This is a genomic window from Pseudomonas carassii, from assembly GCF_036324045.1.
In the GTDB taxonomy this organism is placed as follows: Bacteria; Pseudomonadota; Gammaproteobacteria; order Pseudomonadales; family Pseudomonadaceae; genus Aquipseudomonas; species Aquipseudomonas peradeniyensis.
On the sequence record NZ_JAZDCT010000005.1, the window covers coordinates 56,950 to 78,016 of the forward strand.

Sequence of the window (21,067 nt, forward strand, 5' to 3'; positions counted from 1 at the left end):
CCCCGCGCTTGTTGTGGAAGTAGTGAGGTGGCGACTATAGAGGTGGGCTTCATAGGTCGGGAAATAATAAAAAATCAGGTTGTTATTCCCGTTTCTGCATTTTGCAGTCGCTTATGCCCGACTTAGCTCAGGATGGAATAAAGCGTTGTTTTTTCCAAGAGGCAGATTTGACGTATCGTGGCTTACACCCTCCCTGTAGGAGCGGCCTTGTGCCGCGAAAGGGCCGTTCCAGGGGACGTGGGCATATCGAGAAAGCCGCCTGGCAGGAGAAACACCGTGAGCGAACAACCATCAACCGGGCACTGGCAACTGCAGGGCATCGTCAGTGGCCTGCGCAGCGCCCGTGAGCAGTGGCGCAGCAGCAACGGCCGCAGCAGCGGCGAGCAGGGCGGGCGCGAGCTGCCGTCGCGCGAGGCGCTGCGGCAGATTCTCGAGCAGCTGTGCGGCGCGCTGTTCCCCATGCGCCTGGGCCCGGTGGATCTGCGTGAGGAGAGCGAAGACTTCTACGTCGGCCACACCCTCGACGCCGCGCTCACCGCGCTGCTGGCCCAGGCCCGCCTGGAACTGCGCTACGCGGCGCGCCATGGCAAGACCGAAGTGGTCGATGTCGATGGCCACGCCCTGCGCCTGATCCAGGACTTCGCCGCGGCCCTGCCGGCCCTGCGCGTGCTGCTGGACACCGACGTGCTCGCCGCCTACCACGGCGACCCGGCGGCGCGCAGCGTCGACGAGGTGCTGCTGTGCTACCCGGGCATCCTGGCGATCATCCACCACCGCCTGGCCCACCACCTGTACCGGGCCGGCCTGCCGCTGCTGGCGCGGATCAGCTCGGAGCTGGCGCACTCGGCCACCGGCATCGACATCCACCCCGGCGCACAGATCGGCCCGAGCTTCTTCATCGACCACGGCACCGGCGTGGTGATCGGCGAGACCGCGATCATCGGTGAGCGGGTGCGTATCTACCAGGCCGTGACCCTGGGCGCCAAGCGCTTCCCCAGCGACGAGTCGGGCACCCTGCACAAGGGCCTGGCACGTCACCCGATCGTCGAGGACGACGTGGTGATCTACGCGGGAGCGACCATTCTCGGAAGGATCACCATCGGCAAGGGCTCGACCATCGGCGGCAACGTGTGGCTGACCCGCAGCGTGCCGGCTGAAAGCAACATTACCCAGGCTAACCTGCAGCTGGATTGCGAGGGCAAGAAAGCCCTCTAACTCAGGGGTTATGTCGCGTGGGAGCGGGCAAGCCCGTTCCCACGTCGACCTATCCTGGAGCGGCATCGGGTCGCATTGAAATCCGATCCATGTTTAACTTGAACGCTTGTTCAACGAAAAACGCTGGTCCATTGCCGGTGTTCAAAAGGAGGAATCGCCTTTGCTGAACCCGTTCAATCCGAACCTCACGTCCTTCGACGAGGTGCCCGTTCAATGAGTGCACCGACCCCCGACCTTGCCAACGGCAAGATCCGCATGAACCCCCCCGTGTTCTACTTCGCGGCAAGCTTCATCCTCCTCTTCGGACTCATCGTCATCGCCCAGCCCCAGGCCGCCGGCGACTGGCTGCTGGCGGCGCAGAACTGGGCGGCCAACACCGTCGGCTGGTACTACATGCTGGCCATGACCCTGTACCTGGTCTTCGTGGTGGTCACCGCCTTGTCCGGCTATGGCAAGATCAAGCTCGGCGCCGACCACGACGAGCCCGAGTTCAGCTATCTGTCCTGGGCCGGCATGCTGTTCGCCGCCGGCATCAGCATCACCCTGTTCTTCTTCTGCGTCTCCGAGCCGCTGACCCACATGCTCCAGCCGCCTCAGGGCGAGGCAGGCACGGCCGAGGCCGGGCGCCAGGCGATGCAGATCCTGTTCCTGCACTGGGGCCTGCACGGCTGGGGCGTGTTCGCCTTCGTCGGCATGGCGCTGGCCTACTTCGCCTACCGGCACAACCTGCCGCTGGCCCTGCGCTCGGCGCTGTACCCGCTGATCGGCAAACGCATCAACGGCCCGATCGGCTATGCGGTGGACGGCTTCGGCATCATCGCCACGGTGTTCGGCCTGGGCGCCGACATGGGCTTCGGCGTGCTGCACCTGAACGCCGGCCTCGACTACCTGTTCGGCATCAGTCACAGCCAGTGGGTGCAGGTGATCCTCATCACCCTGATGATGGGCGCGGCGGTGGCCGTGGCGGTCGCCGGGGTGGAGAAGGGCGTGCGGGTGATGAGCGACATCAACCTGTTCCTGGCCTGCGCGCTGCTGCTGTTCGTGCTGTTCGCCGGGCCCACCCAGCACCTGTTCAACACCTTGATCCAGAACCTGGGTGACTACCTGGGCGCCTTGCCGCGTAAGAGCTTCGATGTGTACGCCTACGGCGAGCAACGCGACTGGCTGGGTGGCTGGACGGTGTTCTACTGGGCCTGGTGGATTGCCTGGGCGCCGTTCGTGGGCCTGTTCATCGCGCGCATCTCCCGGGGCCGGACCATCCGCGAGTTCGTCTTCGGCGTGTTGCTGATCCCGCTGGGCTTCACCCTGGCGTGGATGTCGATCTTCGGCAACAGCGCCCTGGATCAGGTGATCAACCACGGCATGACCGCGCTGGGGCAGTCGGCCATCGACAACCCGTCGATGAGCCTGTACCTGCTGCTGGAAACCTACCCGTGGAGCAAGACGGTGATCGCCGTGACGGTGTTCATCAGCTTCGTGTTCTTCGTCACCTCGGCCGACTCCGGCACGGTGGTGCTGTCGACGCTGTCAGCCAAGGGCGGCGGCGCCGACGAAGATGGTCCGAACTGGCTGCGCATCTTCTGGGGCGCGATGACCGCGCTGATCACCAGCGCGCTGCTGTTCGCCGGTAGCATCGACTCGCTGAAGTCGGCGGTGGTGCTGACCTCGCTGCCGTTCTCGCTCATCCTGCTGTGCATGATGTGGGGGCTGCACAAGGCCTTCTACCTGGAAAGCCAGCGGCAGATCGCGCAGATGCACTCGCTGGCGCCGTTCGCCCAGTCCCGGCGTGGGCGTGGTGGTTGGCGCCAGCGGCTGAGCCAGGCCGTGCACTTCCCGTCGCGGGACGAGGTGTATCGCTTCATGGACGACGTGGTGCGTCCGGCGATCGCCGAGGTGCGCGAGGTGTTCGAGCAGAAGGGGCTGGTGCTGATCACCCAGGACGACCCGAGCCACGACAACGTCAGCCTGAAGATCGGCCATGGCGAGGAGCAGCCGTTCATCTACCAGGTGCAGATGCGTGGCTACTTCACGCCGTCGTTCGCCCTGGGTGGGCTGGGGACGCAGGAGTTGAAGAACCGCCGTTACTACCGAGCGGAGGTGCACTTGAGCGAAGGCAGCCAGAACTATGATCTGGTGGGCTACAGCAAGGAGCAGATCATCAACGACATCCTCGACCAGTACGAGCGGCACATGCAGTACCTGCATCTGGTCAGGTAAGCCTGTTCCGGCCTCTTCGCGGGACAAGCCCGCTCCTACAAGGGTTACGCGATCCCTGTAGGAGCGGGCTTGTCCCGCGAAGAGGCCCGCACAGGAAACCTCAGAACGGCGCATCCCCCAGAATGGTCGCCCGATGCATCACCCGCCGATTGGGCCGGTAGTCATCCACCGCAAAGTGCTGGGTCACGCGGTTGTCCCAGAACGCCACGTCGTTTTCCTGCCAACGCCAGCGAATGCTGAACTCCGGCCGCGTCGCATGGGCGAACAGCAGCTTGAGCAGTGCCTCGCTCTCCTGCTCGTTCAGCTCGTTGATCCGCGTGGTGAACCCCTCATTGACGAACAATGCCTTGCGCCCGCTGACCGGATGGGTGCGCACCACCGGGTGCGACAGCGGCGGGTTGTTGCGCCGGGTGGCTTCCCAGCGCGCCAGATCCTCGGGCGTGGTACCGAAGCGCTCCAGCGGGAATGACTTGGTGAAATCGTGGGTGGCGGTCAGGCCGTCGAGCATCGTGCGCAGCGGCGCCGACAGCGCCTCAAACGCGGCGATCCCGCTGGCCCACAGGGTGTCGCCACCAAAGGCCGGCAGCTGCTTGGCGCTGAGCACCGCGCCCAGTGCCGGGGTCGGCAGGAAGGTCACGTCGGTGTGCCAGACGGCGTTGTCGCGCACATCGGTGACTGCGGTGTCGAGAATCAGTACCTGCGGCGTCTGCGGCACATTGGGGTAGATCGGATGGATGTGCAGGTCGCCGAAGCGGGCGGCGAAACGGGCCTGCTGCTCGGGGGTGATCGGTTGGTCGCGGAAGAACAGCACCTGGTGTTCGAGCAGCGCCTGCTCGATGGCGTCACGCTGTTCGTGGGTGATATCGCGGCTGATGTCCACGCCGCTGATCTGCGCGCCCAGTGCCGGGCTCAAGGGGGTAACGGTCAGGCTCATGTCTTTTCTCGTTCCAGGTGCCGGGTTGCCGGCGTGGTCATTCGTGGGTCAATGGCTCTGGCCATGCCAGGGCACCAGCTTGCGCTGCAGGGCACGCAGGCCCATCTCCAGGGCGAAGGCGATCAGGGCGATCAGCAGGATTCCTAGCACCACCACGTCGGTGACCAGGAACTGCGCCGCCGACTGCACCATGAAGCCCAGGCCGCTGGTGGCGGCGATCAGCTCGGCGGCGACCAGGGTCGACCAGCCCACGCCGAGGCCGATGCGGATGCCGGTGAGGATGTCGGGCAGGGCGCTGGGCAGGATCACATGGCGGATCAGTTGCGCCCGGGTGGCCCCCAGCGACTGCGCGGCGCGTAGCTTGGCCGGGTCGACGGTGCGCACGCCGGTGGCGGTGGCGATGGCGATCGGGGCGAAGATCGCCAGGTAGATCAGCAGCACCTTCGACAGCTCGCCGATACCGCACCAGATGACGATCAGCGGCAGGTAGGCCAGTGGCGGAATCGGTCGGTAGAACTCGATCAGCGGGTCGAGGATGCCGCGGGCCACGCGGTTGTAGCCGATGGCCAGGCCGACGGGGATGGCGGTCAGGGTCGCCGCCACCAGCGCCAGGCCAATACGGCCCAGGCTCGCGCCCAGGTGCTGCCACAGGCTGGCATCCATGTAGCCCTGGGTGAGCAGCGTCCAGCCCTTGGCCAGGATGTCGGCGGGCGAGGGCAGGAACAGGGGTTCGATCCAGCCGGCGGCGGTCACCAGCCACCACGCCAGCAGCAGGGTGGCCAGGGTGAGGGCGCTGATCCAGCGGGTCGACAAGGGCTTGCGGGTCTTCACGACAGGAGGCGTGCGTTGTGCCTGCTTGGCGGCGGCCGGCAATTCGATGCTGCTCATGCGGACTCCTGACGTTGCGAGAACACCCGCGCCAGCACGTGCTCGCGGGTTTCGATGAAACGGGGATCGGACTTGATCGCCCGGGCCGACTCGCCAGCGGCGTAGCGCTGGCCGAAGTCCAGCTGCAGGCGCTCGACCACGCGCCCCGGATTGGGTGCCAGCAGCACCAGCTCGGTGGCGAGGAACACCGCTTCCTCGATGTCGTGGGTGATCAGGAACACCGGCTTGGCGGTGCGCTGCCAGACCTGCAGCAGCAGCTCCTGCATCTGTTCGCGGGTGAAGGCATCGAGGGCGCCGAACGGCTCGTCCATCAACAGCACCCGCGGGTCGGCGGCCAGCGCCCGGGCCAGGCCCACGCGCTGCTTCTGCCCACCGGACAATTGCCAGATGCGTCGCTCGCCGAAGCCGGCCAGGTCGACCAGCGCCAGCATATCGCGGGCCTTGGCTTCACGCTGGGCACGGGGCACGCCGGCCAGCTCGAGGCCGAAGGCGACGTTGCCGAGCACGTCCTGCCAGGGCAGCAGGGCATCGTCCTGGAATACCACCCCACGCTCGGCGCCCGGGCCTTGCACCGGCGCGCCGTCGAGGCTGATGCGCCCGCCGCTGGGGGCGACGAAGCCGGCGATCAGGTTGAGCAGCGAGGTCTTGCCGCTGCCGGATGGCCCGAGAGCCACCAGCAGCTGGCGCGGGCCCAGGCTCAGGTTGATGTCGGCCAGCACCGGGGTGGTGGCGCCGGGGTACTGTGCGCTGATGCGCTCCAGTTCAAGCAAGGCCATGACGGGCTCCGGATCAGTTGGGCAGGTATTGGGCGCTGACGTAGGGCGAGTAGTCGGGCAGCACGGCGTCGACCTTGCCCTGTTGCTTGAGGAAGGTGGCGGTGTCGGTCAGTGCCTGGGTGGTCGGCGCGCCCAGTGCGCTGGCCTGGTCGGCGGCCAGCGGGTAGACGTTGCCCTGCAGCAGCACCGGGATATCGGCCGGTTTGGCGCCGGACAGCTTGACCAGCTTGGCGACGTTGTCCTTGTCGGCCAGCCAGGCTTTCGGGTCCTTGCGGTAGTCGGCATAGGCGTCGAGGGTGACCTTGGCGAATGACTTGACGATTTCCGGGTGCTTGGCGGCGAAGTCCTTGCGCACGATCCAGGCATCGAAGGTCGGCGCGCCTTTCTCGGCCAGCTCGCCCGAAGTGATCAGCACCTTGCCGTTCTCCTTGGCCACGCCCAGGGCCGGGTCCCAGACGTAGGTGGCGTCGATGTCGCCGCGTTTCCAGGCGGCGATGATCGCCGGCGGGGCGAGGTTGAGGATCTGCACTTTCGACGGGTCGATGTTCCAGCTCTTCAGTGCGGCCAGCAGGCTGTAGTGGCCGGTGGAAACGAACGGCACGGCGACTTTCTTGCCGATCAGGTCCTGCGGAGTCTTGATGCTGTCGCGGGCGACCAGGGCCTCGCCGGCGCCGATCTGGGTGGCGATCAGGAAGGTCTCGACCGGCAGCTTGCGGGTGGCGGCGGCGGCCAGCGGGCTGGAGCCGAGGTAGCCGATCTGCACGTCGCCCGAGGCGACGGCGGTGATCACATCGGCGCCATTGTCGAACTTGCGCCAGTCGATGCTGGCCTTGCTGTCCTTTTCATAGGTGCCATCGACCTGGGCCACCTTGGCCGGGTCGACGGTGGTCTGGTAGGCGACGGTCAGGTCGGCGGCCTGGGCCAGCCAGCTGGCACTGGCGAGGGTCAGGGCGGCGAACAGGCGCAGCGGAGCATGCGGGATCATGGTTGAACCTCTCGTCAGGCATTCTGGGGTGGATGGCGAGAAGACTAGATGATCTAAGAAACAGTAAATAAATAACTTTTTGGACTTAGCTTAAAAGCCAAACGCTCTGACCCCCGTGCTGGTTGCGGGGCCGTTTTCATCGCAGGTCAAGGGGGCTTCAACAAGCGGGGGCGAAGCTGGCGGAATCGCTCAAGACGGCTAGTCTTGTTCGGTTCCTGCGGGGGGACCGTTGGTCGACAGCTCGGCAAACGTTTGCACATAACCTAAAGGTATGATTGACGTCGTCGATACAACGTTTCGTAGGAATGGTTCCGATGTTATTCCGTAAAAATCTTACAGATTCATAAAACGGTCATTTTGGATTTATAGGATTGTCATTATCCTGTAGCGCAGATCGGCGGATTAGACCAAAGTCGCAGATCGATCGTTAGCGATTGACTTGGCGGTCACGCATTGGTGCTAAATCGCCAATCCGGGCGAGTGGGGCAGCAGATCCCGCCGCTTGAGAGGCACAAAAATTAGAACGTAGAGGAGCAAAACATGTACAAGTCCAGCCTGGCCCTGGCCGTGGCACTGGGGGTTCTCGCCCAACAAGCAGGCGCTGCAGGTTTCGTCGAGGACAGCAAGCTGTCCCTGAGCTCGCGCACCATGTACTTCAACAACGATAACCGTGAAGCGCCTGGTAGCAAGCCACGTCCTGACGTGCGTGAGTCCGGTCAAGGTTTCAAGCTTGACTACATCTCCGGCTTCACCGAAGGCACCGTTGGCTTTGGTGTGGACGCTCAAGCCCTGTGGGGTATCCACCTGGATGGCGGCAAGGGCTACCACCAGAACGGCAGCAGCTTCTTCCCTAGTGACTCCGACGGCTCTGCCGAGAAGCAGTGGGCACGTCTGGGCGCCAATGCAAAGGCTCGTTTCTCCAAGACCGAGGCGCACTTCGGTAGCGCACTGGCACCTAACCTGCCAATCCTCGTGTCCAACGATGGTCGTCTGCTGCCACAAACCTTTGAAGGTGGCACCATCTCTTCGAAAGAGATCGACAACCTGACCCTCAATGCCGGTCAGCTGACCCACGCTATGGGTCGTTCGTCGAGCAACCGCACTGGTCTGTCGGTGCAGGGCGCTACGCAGGAAAGCAACAAGTTCCGCTACGCCGGTGCTGACTGGAAGGTCACCAAGGACCTGACCCTGCAGTACTACTACTCGAACCTGGAAGACTTCTACAAGCAGCACTTCCTGGGCGCGACTCACGTGTTCCAGATCGCTGACGACCAGTCGTTCAAGACTGACCTGCGCTACTTCAAGAGCAGCAAGGACGGCAAGAACGGTGAAGCCGGTTACGAGTTCAAGAACAACAACGGCTACGCCAAGAACCCAGGCGAGGTCGACAACAAGACCTGGTCGGCCATGTTCACTTACACCCTCGGTGGCCATGCACTGATGCTGGGCCACCAGCAGGTCAGCGATGATGGTGGTTTCGTCTGGCTGAACCAAGGCAGCCTGGTCGACGAAGGTGCTGGCGGCGCAAGCTTCTATCTGTTCACCGACAGTATGATCAACCAGTTCGCCAAGGCCGGTGAAAACACCACCTTCGGTCAGTACTCCTACGACTTCGCTCGCCTGGGTGTGCCGGGCCTGAAAGCCTCCGTCGCCTACCTGCGCGGTGAAGATGGCCGTGCCACCAATGGCCATGGCACCTTCAGCGAATGGGAGCGTGACGCACGTGTTGATTACGTTCTGCAAAGCGGCGCCCTCAAAGGCCTGGGCTTCAGCCTGCGCCAGGGTGTCTACCGTGGTACTGGTTCGGGTTCCGCAGCCGACCAGGACCAGACTCGCTTCATCGTCAACTACACTTACGCCTTCATGTAAGTCGTAGCTGCACAAAGAAAGCCTCGCCTAGTGCGAGGCTTTTTTGTGTCTGCGAATCCGTATGCAATCTGGTTATAAATAAATTGATATTTATTCTTTTTGTTTTTATTCGGAAGCAGGCACATTGAACCCACAAGGCCAGACACAGCACAGGAGCCGCTTTCATGAGCCTCAAACTCGGCGATATCGCCCCCGATTTCGAACAGGATTCCAGCGCCGGCAAGATCCGTTTCCACGAATGGCTGGGCGACAGCTGGGGCGTGCTGTTCTCCCACCCGGCCGACTTCACCCCGGTGTGCACCACCGAGCTGGGCCTGACCGCCAAGCTCAAGGAAGACTTCGCCAAGCGTGGCGTGAAAGCCATCGCTCTGTCGGTGGACCCGGTCGACTCGCACCATAAATGGATCGATGACATCAACGAGACCCAGAACACCGTGGTCAACTTCCCGATAATCGCCGACGCCGACCGCAAGGTCTCCGACCTGTACGACCTGATCCACCCCAACGCCAGCGACACCCTGACCGTGCGCTCGCTGTTCGTCATCGACCCGAACAAGAAGGTGCGCCTGACCATCACCTATCCGGCCAGTACCGGGCGCAACTTCAACGAGATCCTGCGGGTGATCGACTCGCTGCAGCTGACCGACAACTACAAGGTCGCCACGCCAGGCAACTGGCAGGACGGCGACGAGGTAGTGATCGTGCCGTCGCTCAAGGACGAGGACGAAATCAAACGGCGCTTCCCGAAAGGGTATCGGGCGGTGAAACCCTATCTGCGACTGACCCCGCAACCGAATCGATGAGGTATTCCTCGTTGCATTGCTCTTAGCCAAGCAGGGATCTTCGGGCCGTTTCGACGGCCCTTTTTTATGCCTGCCGCAAAGGCGTGCACTGCCCCCTGTAGGAGCGGCCTTGTGCCGCGAAAGGGGGGCACAGCACCCCCAGGATCTCAGCGTCAATGCACCTATCACCGGGGCCGCTTTGCGGCCCTTTCGCGGCACAAGGCCGCTCCGACAGAGATAAATCTGAATATCTCTATATGGAATAAATAAATACTAAAATATGATTTATAGATATATGTGACGAACTGTTAATGTCACTTCCATCCAGCGGGGACAACCCCTCGCGGCCCTGCAATCGAATCGAAGGAAGCGCTTTCAATGCTGGTTGTTTCTGTCGGTGGTAGCCCCAGTCTTCGTTCACGCTCCGGCGTGCTGCTAGAACGCTCGCGCGACTGGCTGCAGGAGCGCGGTGTCGAGGTGGTGACCTTCCAGGTGCGGGAATTCCCCGCCGAGGACCTGCTCCACGCGCGCTTCGACAGCCCGCAGGTGCGTCACTTCAACGAGCTGGTGGCCCAGGCCGATGGCCTGGTGGTCGCCACGCCGGTGTACAAGGCGTCGTTCGCCGGTGCCCTGAAGACCTTGCTCGACCTGCTGCCTGAGCGTGCCCTGGAACACAAGGTGGTCCTGCCGATCGCCACCGGCGGCAGCATCGCCCACATGCTGGCCGTGGACTACGCCCTCAAGCCCGTGCTGTCGGCCCTCAAGGCGCAGGAGACCCTGCAGGGGATCTTCGCCGACGACAGCCAGGTCGCCTACGGCGAAGGCACCCGACCCGCGCAACTGTCCGCTGCCCTGGAGCAGCGCCTGCAGGATTCGCTGGAAACGTTCCACGGCGCTTTGGCGCGCCGGCCTCGGCCGGTGGTGCCGGGCGAGCTCAACGAACGCCTGATCAGTGCCCGTTGGAGCATCTGATCACCCGCTATACCGCTTGACCGTTATTCCCACCTTACTCGCCCGTCAACGAGGCAAGCAGGTGCTACCCGAACCCACTCGCACAGGAGAGCGCCATGCGCACAATCTTCTTGCGTCGCGGTCTGGTCGCCCTGTTTGCGGCGGCTGTGTCCTTCGGCGCCATCACTCAAGCCCAGGCCGAGAGCCTGCGCATCGGTTATCAGAAATACGGCACCCTGGTGCTGCTCAAGGCCAAGGGCTCGCTGGAAAAGCGCCTGAAGGAACAGGGCATCGACGTGCAATGGACCGAGTTCCCCGGCGGCCCGCAACTGCTCGAAGGCCTCAACGTCGGCTCCATCGACTTCGGCGTGACCGGTGAAACTCCACCAGTGTTTGCCCAGGCTGCGGGTGCCGACCTGCTGTACGTCGCCTATGAGCCGCCAGCCCCGCACAGCGAGGCGATCCTGGTGCCGAAGGGATCGACGATCCAGTCAGTGAAGGAGCTCAAGGGCAAGAAAGTCGCCCTCAACAAGGGTTCCAACGTGCACTACCTGCTGGTTCGCGCCCTGGAAGACGCCGGCCTCAAGTACACCGATATCCAGCCCGTCTACCTGCCGCCGGCCGATGCCCGCGCCGCCTTCGAGCGCGGCAGCGTCGACGCCTGGGTGATCTGGGACCCGTACCAGGCCGCTGCCGAGCAACAGCTGCAGGCACGCACCCTGCGTGACGGCAAGGACCTGGTCGACAACCACCAGTTCTACTTGGCCACCCGCAGCTATGCCACCCAGCATCCGGCGGTGATCAACACCCTGGTCGAGGAAGTACGCGCCGTGGGCGAGTGGTCCCAGGCCAACCCGCAGCAGGTCACCGACCAGGTCGCGCCGCTGCTCGGCCTGCCCGCCGACATCACCCTGACCTCGGTGAAACGCCAGGGCTACGGCGCCGCGCCGCTGACTCCGGAAGTGATCGCCGCGCAGCAGAAGATCGCCGACACCTTCCAGGCCCTGAAGCTGATTCCCAAGCCCTTGAGTATCAAGGACGTGATCTGGACACCCCCGGCCAAGGTCGCCAGCGCGCCTTGAACGATTCGCCTGCGCTGGGGCGCCGCCCCGGCATGAGCCACCCTTGAGGAGACAACTCCAATGAGCCTTAACATCTTCTGGTTCCTCCCCACCCACGGTGACGGCAAGTACCTGGGCACCAGCGAAGGCGCCCGCGCCGTCGACCACGGCTACCTGAGCCAGATCGCCCAGGCCGCCGACCGCCTGGGCTTCGGCGGCGTGCTGATCCCCACCGGACGTTCCTGCGAGGACTCCTGGCTGGTGGCGGCGTCGCTGATTCCGCTGACCGAGCGCCTGAAGTTCCTGGTGGCCTTGCGCCCGGGGATCATTTCGCCGACCGTGGCCGCGCGTCAGGCCGCCACCCTGGATCGCCTGTCCAACGGCCGGGCGCTGTTCAACCTGGTGACCGGCGGTGATCCGGACGAACTGGCCGGTGACGGCCTGCACCTGAACCACCAGGAACGCTACGAGGCGTCGGTGGAGTTCACCCGCATCTGGCGCAAGGTGCTCGAAGGCGAAACGGTCGACTACGACGGCAAGCATATCCAGGTGAAAGGCGCCAAGCTGCTCTACCCGCCGATCCAGCAGCCGCGTCCGCCGCTGTATTTCGGTGGCTCTTCCGAGGCCGCCCAGGACCTGGCCGCCGAGCAGGTCGAGCTGTACCTGACCTGGGGCGAGCCGCCAGCGGCCGTTGCCGAGAAGATCGCCCAGGTGCGCGAGAAGGCGGCGGCCCAAGGCCGTGAAGTGCGCTTCGGCATCCGCTTGCACGTGATCGTGCGGGAAACCAATGAAGAGGCCTGGGCTGCCGCCGACAGGCTGATCTCGCACCTGGACGACGACACCATCGCCCGCGCCCAGGCGTCGCTGGCGCGCTTCGACTCGGTCGGCCAGCAGCGCATGGCCGCGTTGCACGGCGGCAAGCGCGATAAGCTCGAGGTGGCGCCGAACCTGTGGGCCGGTGTCGGTCTGGTGCGTGGCGGTGCCGGCACCGCGCTGGTGGGCGATGGCCCGACCGTCGCGGCGCGGGTCAAGGAATACGCCGATCTTGGCATCGACACCTTCATCTTCTCCGGTTATCCACACCTTGAGGAGTCGTACCGCGTCGCCGAGCTGCTGTTCCCGCACCTGGACGTGCAGCGCCCGGAGCAGCCGAAGACCGGTGGCTATGTGAGCCCGTTTGGTGAAATGGTCGCCAACGACATCCTGCCCAAGTCCGTGTCGCAGAGCTGAGGACCGGGGCCATGAGTCGTGCATCTCCCACCACCTGGTCCAAGCGCCTGGCGCCCTGGGCCCTGCCGATCCTGCTGCTGGCGGTATGGCAGTTGGCGGTCAGCGCTGGCTGGCTGTCGACCCGCATCCTGCCGGCGCCGAGCGCGGTGGTCAGTGCCGGTGTCGAGCTGGTGCGCAGCGGCCAGATCTGGACCCACCTGGCCATCAGCGGCTGGCGTGCCGGCCTGGGCTTCGTGATCGGTGGCAGCCTCGGCCTGTTGCTGGGCTTCATCACCGGCCTGTCGAACTGGGGCGAGCGCCTGCTCGACAGCTCGGTGCAGATGATCCGCAACGTGCCGCACCTGGCGCTGATCCCGCTGGTGATCCTGTGGTTCGGCATCGACGAGTCGGCAAAGATCTTCCTGGTGGCGCTGGGGACACTGTTCCCCATTTACCTGAACACTTACCACGGGATCCGCAACGTCGATCCGGCACTGGTGGAGATGGCGCGCAGCTATGGGCTGTCGGGCTTCGCCCTGTTCCGTCAGGTGATCCTGCCGGGGGCGCTGCCCTCGATCCTGGTCGGCGTGCGCTTTGCCCTGGGCTTCATGTGGCTGACGCTGATCGTCGCCGAGACCATCTCGGCCAACGCCGGCATCGGCTACCTGGCGATGAACGCCCGCGAGTTCCTGCAGACCGATGTGGTGGTGCTGGCCATCGTCCTGTACGCGGTGCTCGGCAAGCTGGCCGACCTGGCCGCACGGGGCCTGGAGCGGGTGTGGCTGCGCTGGCACCCGGCGTACCAGGTGGCGAAGAAGGAGGGCGCATGATGACCGTGCTCAAGGAACAGCCGCCACGCCTGCTGCGTGGCATCCCCCTGGCGGCCCGGGACCTGCGTCGCACCTTTGGCCAGCGTGAAGTGCTGCGCGGCATCGACCTGCACATTCCGGCCGGCCAGTTCGTCGCCATCGTCGGTCGCAGTGGCTGCGGCAAGAGCACCTTGCTGCGCCTGCTGGCCGGGCTCGACCAACCCAGCGCCGGCCAGTTGCTGGCGGGGGCCGCGCCGCTGGCCGAGGCCCGCGAGGATACCCGCCTGATGTTCCAGGACGCACGCCTGCTGCCCTGGAAGAAGGTGATCGACAACGTGGGCCTGGGCTTGTCCGGCAACTGGCGGCCCCGCGCTCTGGAGGCATTGGAGGCGGTCGGCCTGGTCGATCGCGCCAACGACTGGCCGGCGGCGTTGTCCGGCGGCCAGAAACAGCGGGTGGCCCTGGCCCGGGCGCTCATTCACCAGCCGCGCCTGCTGCTGCTGGACGAGCCATTGGGTGCGCTGGATGCCCTGACCCGCATTGAAATGCAGCAATTGATCGAGCGCCTGTGGCGCCAGCACGGTTTCACCGTGTTGCTGGTCACCCACGACGTCAGCGAAGCCGTCGCCGTGGCCGACCGGGTGATCCTGATCGAAGACGGCGCCGTCGGCCTGGACCTGGTCGTTGACCTGCCCCGGCCACGGGTGCGGGGTTCGCACCGCCTGGCGGCGCTGGAAAGCGAAGTGCTCAACCGTGTTCTGTCCGTCCCGGGCACCCCGCCCGATCCGGAACCTGTAGCCCCCTTGCCCACGCAGTTGCGTTGGGCCCACTGAATCCTCGAAGCCGCAAAAGGAATGACGCCATGACCATCAAAGCCATCAACGTTCGTAACCAATTCAAAGGCACCGTGAAGGAAATCCTCGAAGGCCCGGTACTGTCGGAAATCGACGTGCAGACCGCCTCCGGTATCGTCACTTCGGTGATCACCACCCGCTCCGTGAAGGAACTGGAGCTGCAGGTGGGCAGTGAAGTGATCGCCTTCGTGAAATCGACCGAGGTGTCCATCGCCAAGCTCTGAAGTCTTGCACGGTCCCTGTAGGAGCGGCCTTGTGTCGCGAAAGGGGCGCGGAGCGGCCCCAGGTTTTGAGCCACCATCAAAATTGCCGGGGCTGCTGCGCAGCCCTTTCGCGACGCAAGGCCGCTCCTACAGGATTTTTGCAGGGCTCGGGATCAGCACTTGGCCAGATAAGGCGGCAGATACAGCCCCAGATACGCCTCGAACACTCGCATGCCCTCTTCCGCCATGCGCGGCGTGATCGCTTCATGCAACTGCATCGAGCGGGCATACACCCGGTCGCTCAGCTCCATCGCCAGCGCGAACACATCCATATCCCGAGGCATCGCCGGCAGCTGGAAATGCCGGTCGAACAGCCGGTGCATCAGCTCGCCCAGCTCCAGGTCGTGCTGACGATCAGCCTGCACCACCTCACTCAACCCATGCTGGGCCAGGATCAGCTGCCGCGCCGCGGCATCTTCGTTGTAGATGTCGAGCATGCGCTGCTCGATCAGCCGCGACAGTTGCGGCCAGGTATTGAATGCGCTGCTGTCGATGGGCGCGTTCAGGGCCTCGCGAAAAGCCCGATGCACATCGGCGGTCAACGCCTCGAGCAAGGCCGGCACGCTGGCGAAGAAGTGATACACCGACGACGGCGGAATCTGCGCCCGTTCGGCCACGCTGTAGATCGACAGCGCCGCCACCCCTTGCCCGGCCAGCAGCTCGCGGGCCGCGGCCAGGATCGCTTCGATCCTGGCCTGGCTGCTGGCGCGTGGCTTGCGTGGGGAGGCTGGGCGGGTCATCAGTTGCTGATCGCCAGGATGCTGGCCTGGTAGGCGCCGACGAACAGGTCGAAGTCGCCCACCTCCTGCTGCTCCAGGCGCGACTGCTCGGCCAGGGATTCACGGGCGAGGGTCTCGAAGGCCTGCTGGCGCTCGGCGGGCAGCGGCTGCTCGCGGAAGCTCTCGGCGTGCAGGCGGCTCTGGCGCAGGGAGAACTGGACGAAGCTCTCGTCGTGCTCGGTCATGCGCGCCAGCACCTGGGCCGATGGCGTCAGCTCGGGATCGTCGACCTTGGCCTGCTGAGCTTCCAGGGCCTTGGCGTGTTCGTTGCCGCCCTGGGCGCGGTCGAGCAGCCCGGCCAGCTGGCCGATGCGCTCGATCAGTTCGCTTGCCCACTCCTTCAGTGCGACCGGCTGGCCGTCACGGCGCAGCTCCAGGCCCGGGCGCCGACCTTCCTTGACCACGGTGAGGAAGTTGTCGGTGCACTGGCCGCACTCACCGTTGTCCAGCTGCGGGCTTTCTTCAAGGGCGCAGAACAGCAGGAACGCGTCGAGGAAGCGCGCTTCGGTCAGGTCGATACCCACCGGCAGGAACGGGTTGATGTCCAGGCAGCGCACTTCCACGTACTGCACGCCACGGGAGGTCAGGGCCTGGATTGGCCGCTCGCCGGTGTAGGTGACGCGTTTGGGGCGGATGTTCGAGTAGTACTCGTTCTCGATCTGCAGGATGTTGGTGTTCAACTGCACCCACTCGCCATCCTTGTGCGTGCCGATCTCGACGTAGGGCGGGTAGGGCGTGCCGACGGCCTTGCGCAGGCTGTCGGTGTAGCTGGCCAGGTTGTTGTAGCAGGGCGTCAGGCCCGCCTGGGCGTTGCTCTGGTAACCCAGGTCGCTCATGCGCAGGCTGGTAGCGTAGGGCAGGTAGAGGGTCTCGGCATCCAGCTCTTCGAGCTGGTGCGCACGGCCGCGCAGGAAGCCTTTGTCCAGGGACGGGGAGGCGCCGAACAGGTACATCAGCAGCCAGCTGTAGCGGCGGAAGTTGCGGATCAGCGCGATATAGGCCGAGGACTGGTAGTCGCGGTCGTCCTGCTCGCCGCCTTCGGCATTGCGCAGCAACGGCCACAGCGCCTCGGGCAGGGAGAAGTTGTAGTGGATGCCGGCGATGCACTGCATGGTGCGGCCGTAACGCAGAGCCAGGCCCTTGCGATAGACATGCTTGAGCTTGCCGATGTTCGAGCTGCCGTATTCGGCGATCGGGATGTCTTCCTCGGCCGGCAACGCGCAGGGCATCGACGGGCTCCACAGGTATTCGTCGCCCAGCTTGGTGTAGACGAAGCGGTGGATCTGGTCGAGGCTCTCGAGCACCTTGGCAGGGTCGGCCAGGGCCGGGGTGATGAACTCCAGCAGCGACTCGGAATAGTCGGTGGTGATCTGCTCGTTGGTCAGCGCCGAACCCAGGGCCTCGGGGTGCGGGGTCTGGGCCAGGCGACCGTCGTCGGTCACGCGCAGGCATTCGCGCTCAATGCCGTGCAGGCACTGCTTGAGCAGGTCGATATTGTCGCCGAGCAGGCTCAGGCGGCGGTTGAGGAGGTCGCTCAAGATGGATTCCTTCACGCGTCAGTCGCCCCAATATGGGGGTAGGGATGACGGTCTACAAGGGTAGTTGGGAAAGGAACTGGCGTTGTCGCCTGGTTTGCTCGGTTCCGGTGCATCCGATCGCGGGGCAAGCCCGCTCCCACGAAGCCTGTGAACGTTCGTGGGAGCGGGCTTGCCCCGCGATCAGGTGTACAGCAATGCGCCGAAAATACCGCAGATGGGGGCCTGTCAGCTAGAGAACCGCGAAGGTTCCCTGGGCCTTGGCCACCAGCTTGTCGTCCTGAAGCACGTCGGCGTCGACCACCAGCGTGCGCCGCCCGGCGTGCAGCACCCGGGCGGTGCACAGCACCTCACCCTCGCTGACGGCGCGCATGTAGTTGATCTTGCACTCGATGGTCACGCTCTGCTGGTCGAAGCCATGGCTGGCCGAGCAGGCCAGCCCCATGGCGATGTCCACCAGGCTGAAGATCGCTCCGCCGTGCAGCTTCTGGCCGCGGTTGCGCAGGTGCGGCTCGAGCGCCAGGGCCACCTCTGCAACACCCGTGTCCAGGCGTTGCAGGCGGCAGCCCAGGAGCTGGCTGAAGGCGCTCTCGACGTACGCTTTCGGTACGTCCATCACTTCTTCTTCAGCTGCTTGGCGTTGGCGAACAGCGATGCCATGGCGTTGTTGGCCGGCGCGGCGGTGGTGGTCTCGCGCTGGCGCGGCGCCTGCTGCTGGCGGTTGCCGCCGTTGCCACGGTTGCCACCGCGGTTGCCCTCGACCTTCTCGCCCGGGGTGTCGCTCATGCGCATGGACAGGCCGACGCGCTTGCGCGGGATGTCCACTTCCATGACCTTGACCTTGACCACGTCGCCGGCCTTGACCGCTTCACGCGGATCCTTGACGAACTTCTCCGACAACGCCGAGATGTGCACCAGGCCGTCCTGGTGCACGCCGATGTCGACGAAGGCACCGAAGTTGGTGACGTTGGTCACCACGCCTTCGAGGATCATGCCCGGCTCCAGGTCCTTGAGGTCCTCGACGCCGTCCTGGAAGGTGGCGGTCTTGAACTCCGGGCGCGGGTCGCGTCCCGGCTTGTCCAGCTCCTGGAGGATGTCGGTGACGGTCGGCAGGCCGAAGCTTTCGTCGGTGAACTTCTTCGGATCCAGGCGCTTGAGGAAACCGCTGTCGCCGATCAGCGAGCGAATGTCGCGGTCGGTGTCGGCGGCGATGCGCTGCACCAGCGGGTAGGCTTCCGGGTGCACCGCCGAGGCGTCCAGCGGGTTGTCGCCGTTCATCACGCGCAGGAAGCCGGCGGCCTGTTCGAAGGTCTTCTCGCCCAGGCGGCTGACTTTCTTCAGCGCGGCGCGGGTGGCGAACGGGCCGTTGGCGTCGCGGTGGGCGACGATGTTCTGCGCCAGGGTGGCGTTGAGGCCGGAGATGCGCGTCAGCAGCGCCACGGAAGCGGTGTTGACGTCCACGCCCACGGCGTTCACGCAGTCCTCGACCACGGCGTCCAGGCCGCGGGCCAGCTTCACCTGCGACACGTCGTGCTGGTACTGGCCGACACCGATGGATTTCGGATCGATCTTGACCAGTTCGGCCAGTGGGTCCTGCAGGCGGCGGGCGATGGACACCGCGCCACGGATCGACACGTCCAGGTCAGGGAATTCGCGAGCGGCCAACTCGGAAGCCGAGTACACCGAGGCGCCGGCCTCGGAGACCATGATCTTGGTGATCTTCAGGGCCGGGTATTTCTTGACCAGCTCGGCCACCAGCTTGTCGCTTTCGCGGCTGGCGGTGCCGTTACCGATGGCGATCAGCTCGACCGAGTGCTTGGCGCACAGCGCGGCCATGATGGAAATGGTGCGGTCCCAGTCGTTCTTCGGCGCGTGCGGGTAGACCGTGGTGTGATCCAGCAGCTTGCCGGTGGCGTCGACCACGGCGATCTTGCAGCCGGTGCGCAGGCCCGGGTCGAAGCCCAGCGTCGCGCGCGGACCGGCCGGGGCGGCCAGCAGCAGGTCGTGCAGGTTGTGGGCGAAGACGTTGATCGCCTCGCCTTCGGCATTGTCGCGCAGCTCGCCGAACAGGTCGGTTTCCAGGTGGGTGTACAGCTTGACCTTCCAGGTCCAGCGCACCACTTCGCCCAGCCATTTGTCGGCCGGGCGGCTGCGGTTCTCGATGCCGACATGGTTGCCGATCATCAATTCGCACGGGTGCAGGGTGCCCGGCAGCTCCTCGCCGACTTTCAGCGAGGCGCTCAGCACGCCTTCGTTGCGCCCGCGGAAGATCGCCAGGGCACGGTGCGACGGCGCGCTGCGCAGCAGTTCGTCGTGGGCGAAGTAGTCGCGGAACTTGGCGCCTTCCTCTTCCTTGCCGGCGACCACGCGGGCGGTCAGCACCGCTTCCTGCTTGAGGAAGCCGCGCAGCTTGTCGAGCAGGGCGGCGTCCTCGGCGAAGCGCTCCATGAGGATGTACTTGGCGCCTTCCAGGGCGGCCTTGACGTCGGCCACGCCTTTTTCGGCGTCGACGAAACGTGCCGCTTCGCTTTCCGGGTTCAGCTGCGGGTCGTTGAACAGGCCGTCGGCCAGCTCGCCCAGGCCCGCTTCCAGGGCGATCTGGCCCTTGGTGCGGCGCTTCTGCTTGTACGGCAGGTACAGGTCTTCGAGGCGGGTCTTGGTGTCGGCCAGCTTGATCTCGCGGGCCAGCTCCGGGGTCAGCTTGCCCTGCTCCTCAATGCTGGCCAGGATGCTGGCGCGGCGCTCGTCGAGCTCGCGCAGGTAGCGCAGGCGCTCTTCCAGGTGGCGCAGTTGGGTGTCATCCAGGCTGCCGGTCACTTCCTTGCGGTAACGGGCGATGAAGGGCACGGTCGATCCTTCGTCCAACAGGCCCACGGCCGCTTCGACCTGCTGTGGGCGCACGCCCAGTTCCTCGGCGATACGGCTGTTGATGCTGTCCATGAAAACCACCTGACAAATAGTGAATGCAAGGCCGCGGGTGGGCATTCATGCCCGGCGGCGCTGGGTGAAAGCCGCGCATTATACCCATCGTGCCGGGCTTGCGGTGATGGCGCGGCGCCAGCCGACGACGGGGCGACAGTGGCATGCCGGGAAAAATCTGCTAACAATGCACACGGCACGCGCTGCAGTGGCTACGCCATAATGCGCGGCGATATCAGAGGAGTTATTCATGACCAGCACCGCAAACGCCGCAGAAGGCGACAAGATTCTCATCGTCGACGACGACCCGGGCCTGAGCAGCCTGCTGGACCGTTTCTTCACCAGCAAGGGCTTCCGTGTCCGCACCGTGCCCAACGTCGAACAGATGGACCGCCTGCTGGCCCGTGAAGTGTTCAACCTGGTGGTCCTCGACCTGATGCTGCCGGGCGAGGACGGCCTGTCCGCGTGCAAGCGCCTGCGCGCGTCGAACAACCAGATCCCGATCATCATGCTCACCGCCAAGGGCGACGAGCTCAGCCGCATCAAGGGCCTGGAGCTGGGCGCCGACGACTACCTGGCCAAGCCGTTCAACCCAGACGAGCTGGTGGCCCGGGTCAAGGCCGTGCTGCGCCGCCAGTCCCCGAGCGTGCCGGGCGCGCCGGGCAGCGAGGAAGAGACCGTCACCTTCGGCGACTACGAGCTGTCGCTGGCCACCCGCGAACTCAAGCGCGGCGAGGAGACGCACATGCTCACCACCGGTGAGTTCGCCGTGCTCAAGGCCCTGGTGATGCACGCCCGCGAGCCGCTGACCCGCGACAAGCTGATGAACCTGGCCCGTGGTCGCGAGTGGGACGCCCTGGAGCGCTCCATCGATGTGCAGATCTCGCGCCTGCGTCGGATGATCGAGCCCGACCCGTCCAAGCCGCGCTACATCCAGACCGTATGGGGTGTGGGCTACGTCTTCGTGCCGGACGGAAACGCCGGCAAATGAGCCTGTCGGCTCGTCAGGGTGCAGCAGGGC

Annotated in this window: 19 protein-coding genes; 11 read left to right on the plus strand and 8 right to left on the minus strand. The window is 65.0% G+C overall.

Features of this window, described 5'->3' with window-relative positions; genetic code table 11:
* The first annotated feature begins 276 nt into the window (after positions 1-276).
* Together epsC and betT are read left to right on the plus strand one after the other, a co-directional pair.
* The gene (gene epsC, locus V0R62_RS05325; protein WP_330103006.1) at positions 277-1,215 is read left to right on the plus strand and encodes a serine O-acetyltransferase EpsC; all 939 of its coding nucleotides are present in this window, start codon (positions 277-279) and stop codon (positions 1,213-1,215) included.
* A gap of 255 nt (positions 1,216-1,470) precedes the next feature.
* Positions 1,471-3,432: a choline transporter BetT gene (gene betT / locus V0R62_RS05330; RefSeq protein ID WP_181427788.1), complete on the plus strand. Its 1,962-nt coding sequence runs from the start codon at positions 1,471-1,473 to the stop codon at positions 3,430-3,432.
* A gap of 100 nt (positions 3,433-3,532) precedes the next feature.
* Here the strand turns inward: betT and tauD are convergent, their stop codons facing one another.
* From tauD to tauA, 4 genes are read right to left on the minus strand one after another with little or no spacing between them, the layout of a single operon-like run.
* Positions 3,533-4,366: a taurine dioxygenase gene (gene tauD / locus V0R62_RS05335; protein WP_330103007.1), complete on the minus strand. Its 834-nt coding sequence runs from the start codon at positions 4,364-4,366 to the stop codon at positions 3,533-3,535.
* Between the two features lie 48 nt (positions 4,367-4,414).
* Positions 4,415-5,254, minus strand: coding sequence for a taurine ABC transporter permease TauC (gene tauC / locus V0R62_RS05340; RefSeq protein ID WP_330103008.1), 840 nt, complete (start codon positions 5,252-5,254; stop codon positions 4,415-4,417).
* Positions 5,251-6,030, minus strand: a complete 780-nt coding sequence (gene tauB / locus V0R62_RS05345) for a taurine ABC transporter ATP-binding subunit (RefSeq protein ID WP_330103009.1) — start codon at positions 6,028-6,030, stop codon at positions 5,251-5,253. The genes tauC and tauB overlap by 4 nt, the downstream gene beginning before the upstream one ends.
* Positions 6,031-6,043: 13 nt before the next feature.
* Entirely contained in the window at positions 6,044-7,015 is a 972-nt protein-coding gene (gene tauA / locus V0R62_RS05350) for a taurine ABC transporter substrate-binding protein (protein WP_330103010.1), read from the minus strand.
* A gap of 540 nt (positions 7,016-7,555) precedes the next feature.
* On the opposite strand from tauA, the gene V0R62_RS05355 reads away from it, so the two are divergent.
* From V0R62_RS05355 to V0R62_RS05390, 8 genes are all read left to right on the plus strand, one after another.
* Positions 7,556-8,884, plus strand: coding sequence for an OprD family porin (locus V0R62_RS05355; protein ID WP_110735539.1), 1,329 nt, complete (start codon positions 7,556-7,558; stop codon positions 8,882-8,884).
* A 164-nt stretch (positions 8,885-9,048) separates the two neighbouring features.
* Positions 9,049-9,687, plus strand: coding sequence for a peroxiredoxin (locus V0R62_RS05360; protein ID WP_028689219.1), 639 nt, complete (start codon positions 9,049-9,051; stop codon positions 9,685-9,687).
* A 357-nt stretch (positions 9,688-10,044) separates the two neighbouring features.
* Positions 10,045-10,638, plus strand: coding sequence for an NADPH-dependent FMN reductase (gene ssuE, locus V0R62_RS05365; RefSeq protein ID WP_330103011.1), 594 nt, complete (start codon positions 10,045-10,047; stop codon positions 10,636-10,638).
* A gap of 95 nt (positions 10,639-10,733) precedes the next feature.
* Positions 10,734-11,699 carry a sulfonate ABC transporter substrate-binding protein gene (locus V0R62_RS05370; protein ID WP_028689217.1) on the plus strand — a complete coding sequence of 322 codons (966 nt, stop codon included), beginning with the start codon at positions 10,734-10,736 and terminating at the stop codon, positions 11,697-11,699.
* 60 nt (positions 11,700-11,759) lie between these two features.
* Positions 11,760-12,908 (plus strand): FMNH2-dependent alkanesulfonate monooxygenase, encoded by a 1,149-nt coding sequence (gene ssuD, locus V0R62_RS05375; RefSeq protein ID WP_186712555.1) that lies wholly within the window; start codon positions 11,760-11,762, stop codon positions 12,906-12,908.
* 11 nt (positions 12,909-12,919) lie between these two features.
* Positions 12,920-13,717, plus strand: coding sequence for an aliphatic sulfonate ABC transporter permease SsuC (ssuC, locus tag V0R62_RS05380; protein WP_186712556.1), 798 nt, complete (start codon positions 12,920-12,922; stop codon positions 13,715-13,717).
* Complete coding sequence (gene ssuB, locus V0R62_RS05385) at positions 13,717-14,529, plus strand: aliphatic sulfonates ABC transporter ATP-binding protein (RefSeq protein WP_028689214.1); 813 nt, start codon at positions 13,717-13,719, stop codon at positions 14,527-14,529. The genes ssuC and ssuB overlap by 1 nt, the downstream gene beginning before the upstream one ends.
* A 29-nt stretch (positions 14,530-14,558) precedes the next feature.
* On the plus strand, positions 14,559-14,774 hold the full coding sequence (locus V0R62_RS05390) for a TOBE domain-containing protein (protein WP_008095172.1): 216 nt from the start codon (positions 14,559-14,561) through the stop codon (positions 14,772-14,774).
* A 152-nt stretch (positions 14,775-14,926) separates the two neighbouring features.
* Here V0R62_RS05390 and V0R62_RS05395 read toward each other — a convergent pair whose 3' ends face one another.
* From V0R62_RS05395 to V0R62_RS05410, 4 genes are all read right to left on the minus strand, one after another.
* On the minus strand, positions 14,927-15,553 hold the full coding sequence (locus V0R62_RS05395) for a TetR/AcrR family transcriptional regulator (RefSeq protein ID WP_330103012.1): 627 nt from the start codon (positions 15,551-15,553) through the stop codon (positions 14,927-14,929).
* Positions 15,553-17,130: a glutamate--cysteine ligase gene (gene gshA, locus V0R62_RS05400; protein WP_330103013.1), complete on the minus strand. Its 1,578-nt coding sequence runs from the start codon at positions 17,128-17,130 to the stop codon at positions 15,553-15,555. Before gshA ends, V0R62_RS05395 begins: the two co-directional genes overlap by 1 nt.
* A gap of 229 nt (positions 17,131-17,359) precedes the next feature.
* Entirely contained in the window at positions 17,360-17,743 is a 384-nt protein-coding gene (locus tag V0R62_RS05405; RefSeq protein WP_110735521.1) for a PaaI family thioesterase, read from the minus strand.
* Positions 17,743-20,067 (minus strand): Tex family protein, encoded by a 2,325-nt coding sequence (locus V0R62_RS05410; RefSeq protein ID WP_330103014.1) that lies wholly within the window; start codon positions 20,065-20,067, stop codon positions 17,743-17,745. The genes V0R62_RS05405 and V0R62_RS05410 overlap by 1 nt, the downstream gene beginning before the upstream one ends.
* Before the next feature lie 229 nt (positions 20,068-20,296).
* Here V0R62_RS05410 and ompR point away from each other — a divergent pair, with 229 nt between their 5' ends.
* Complete coding sequence (ompR, locus tag V0R62_RS05415) at positions 20,297-21,037, plus strand: osmolarity response regulator transcription factor OmpR (RefSeq protein WP_028689209.1); 741 nt, start codon at positions 20,297-20,299, stop codon at positions 21,035-21,037.
* Positions 21,038-21,067: the final 30 nt, after the last annotated feature.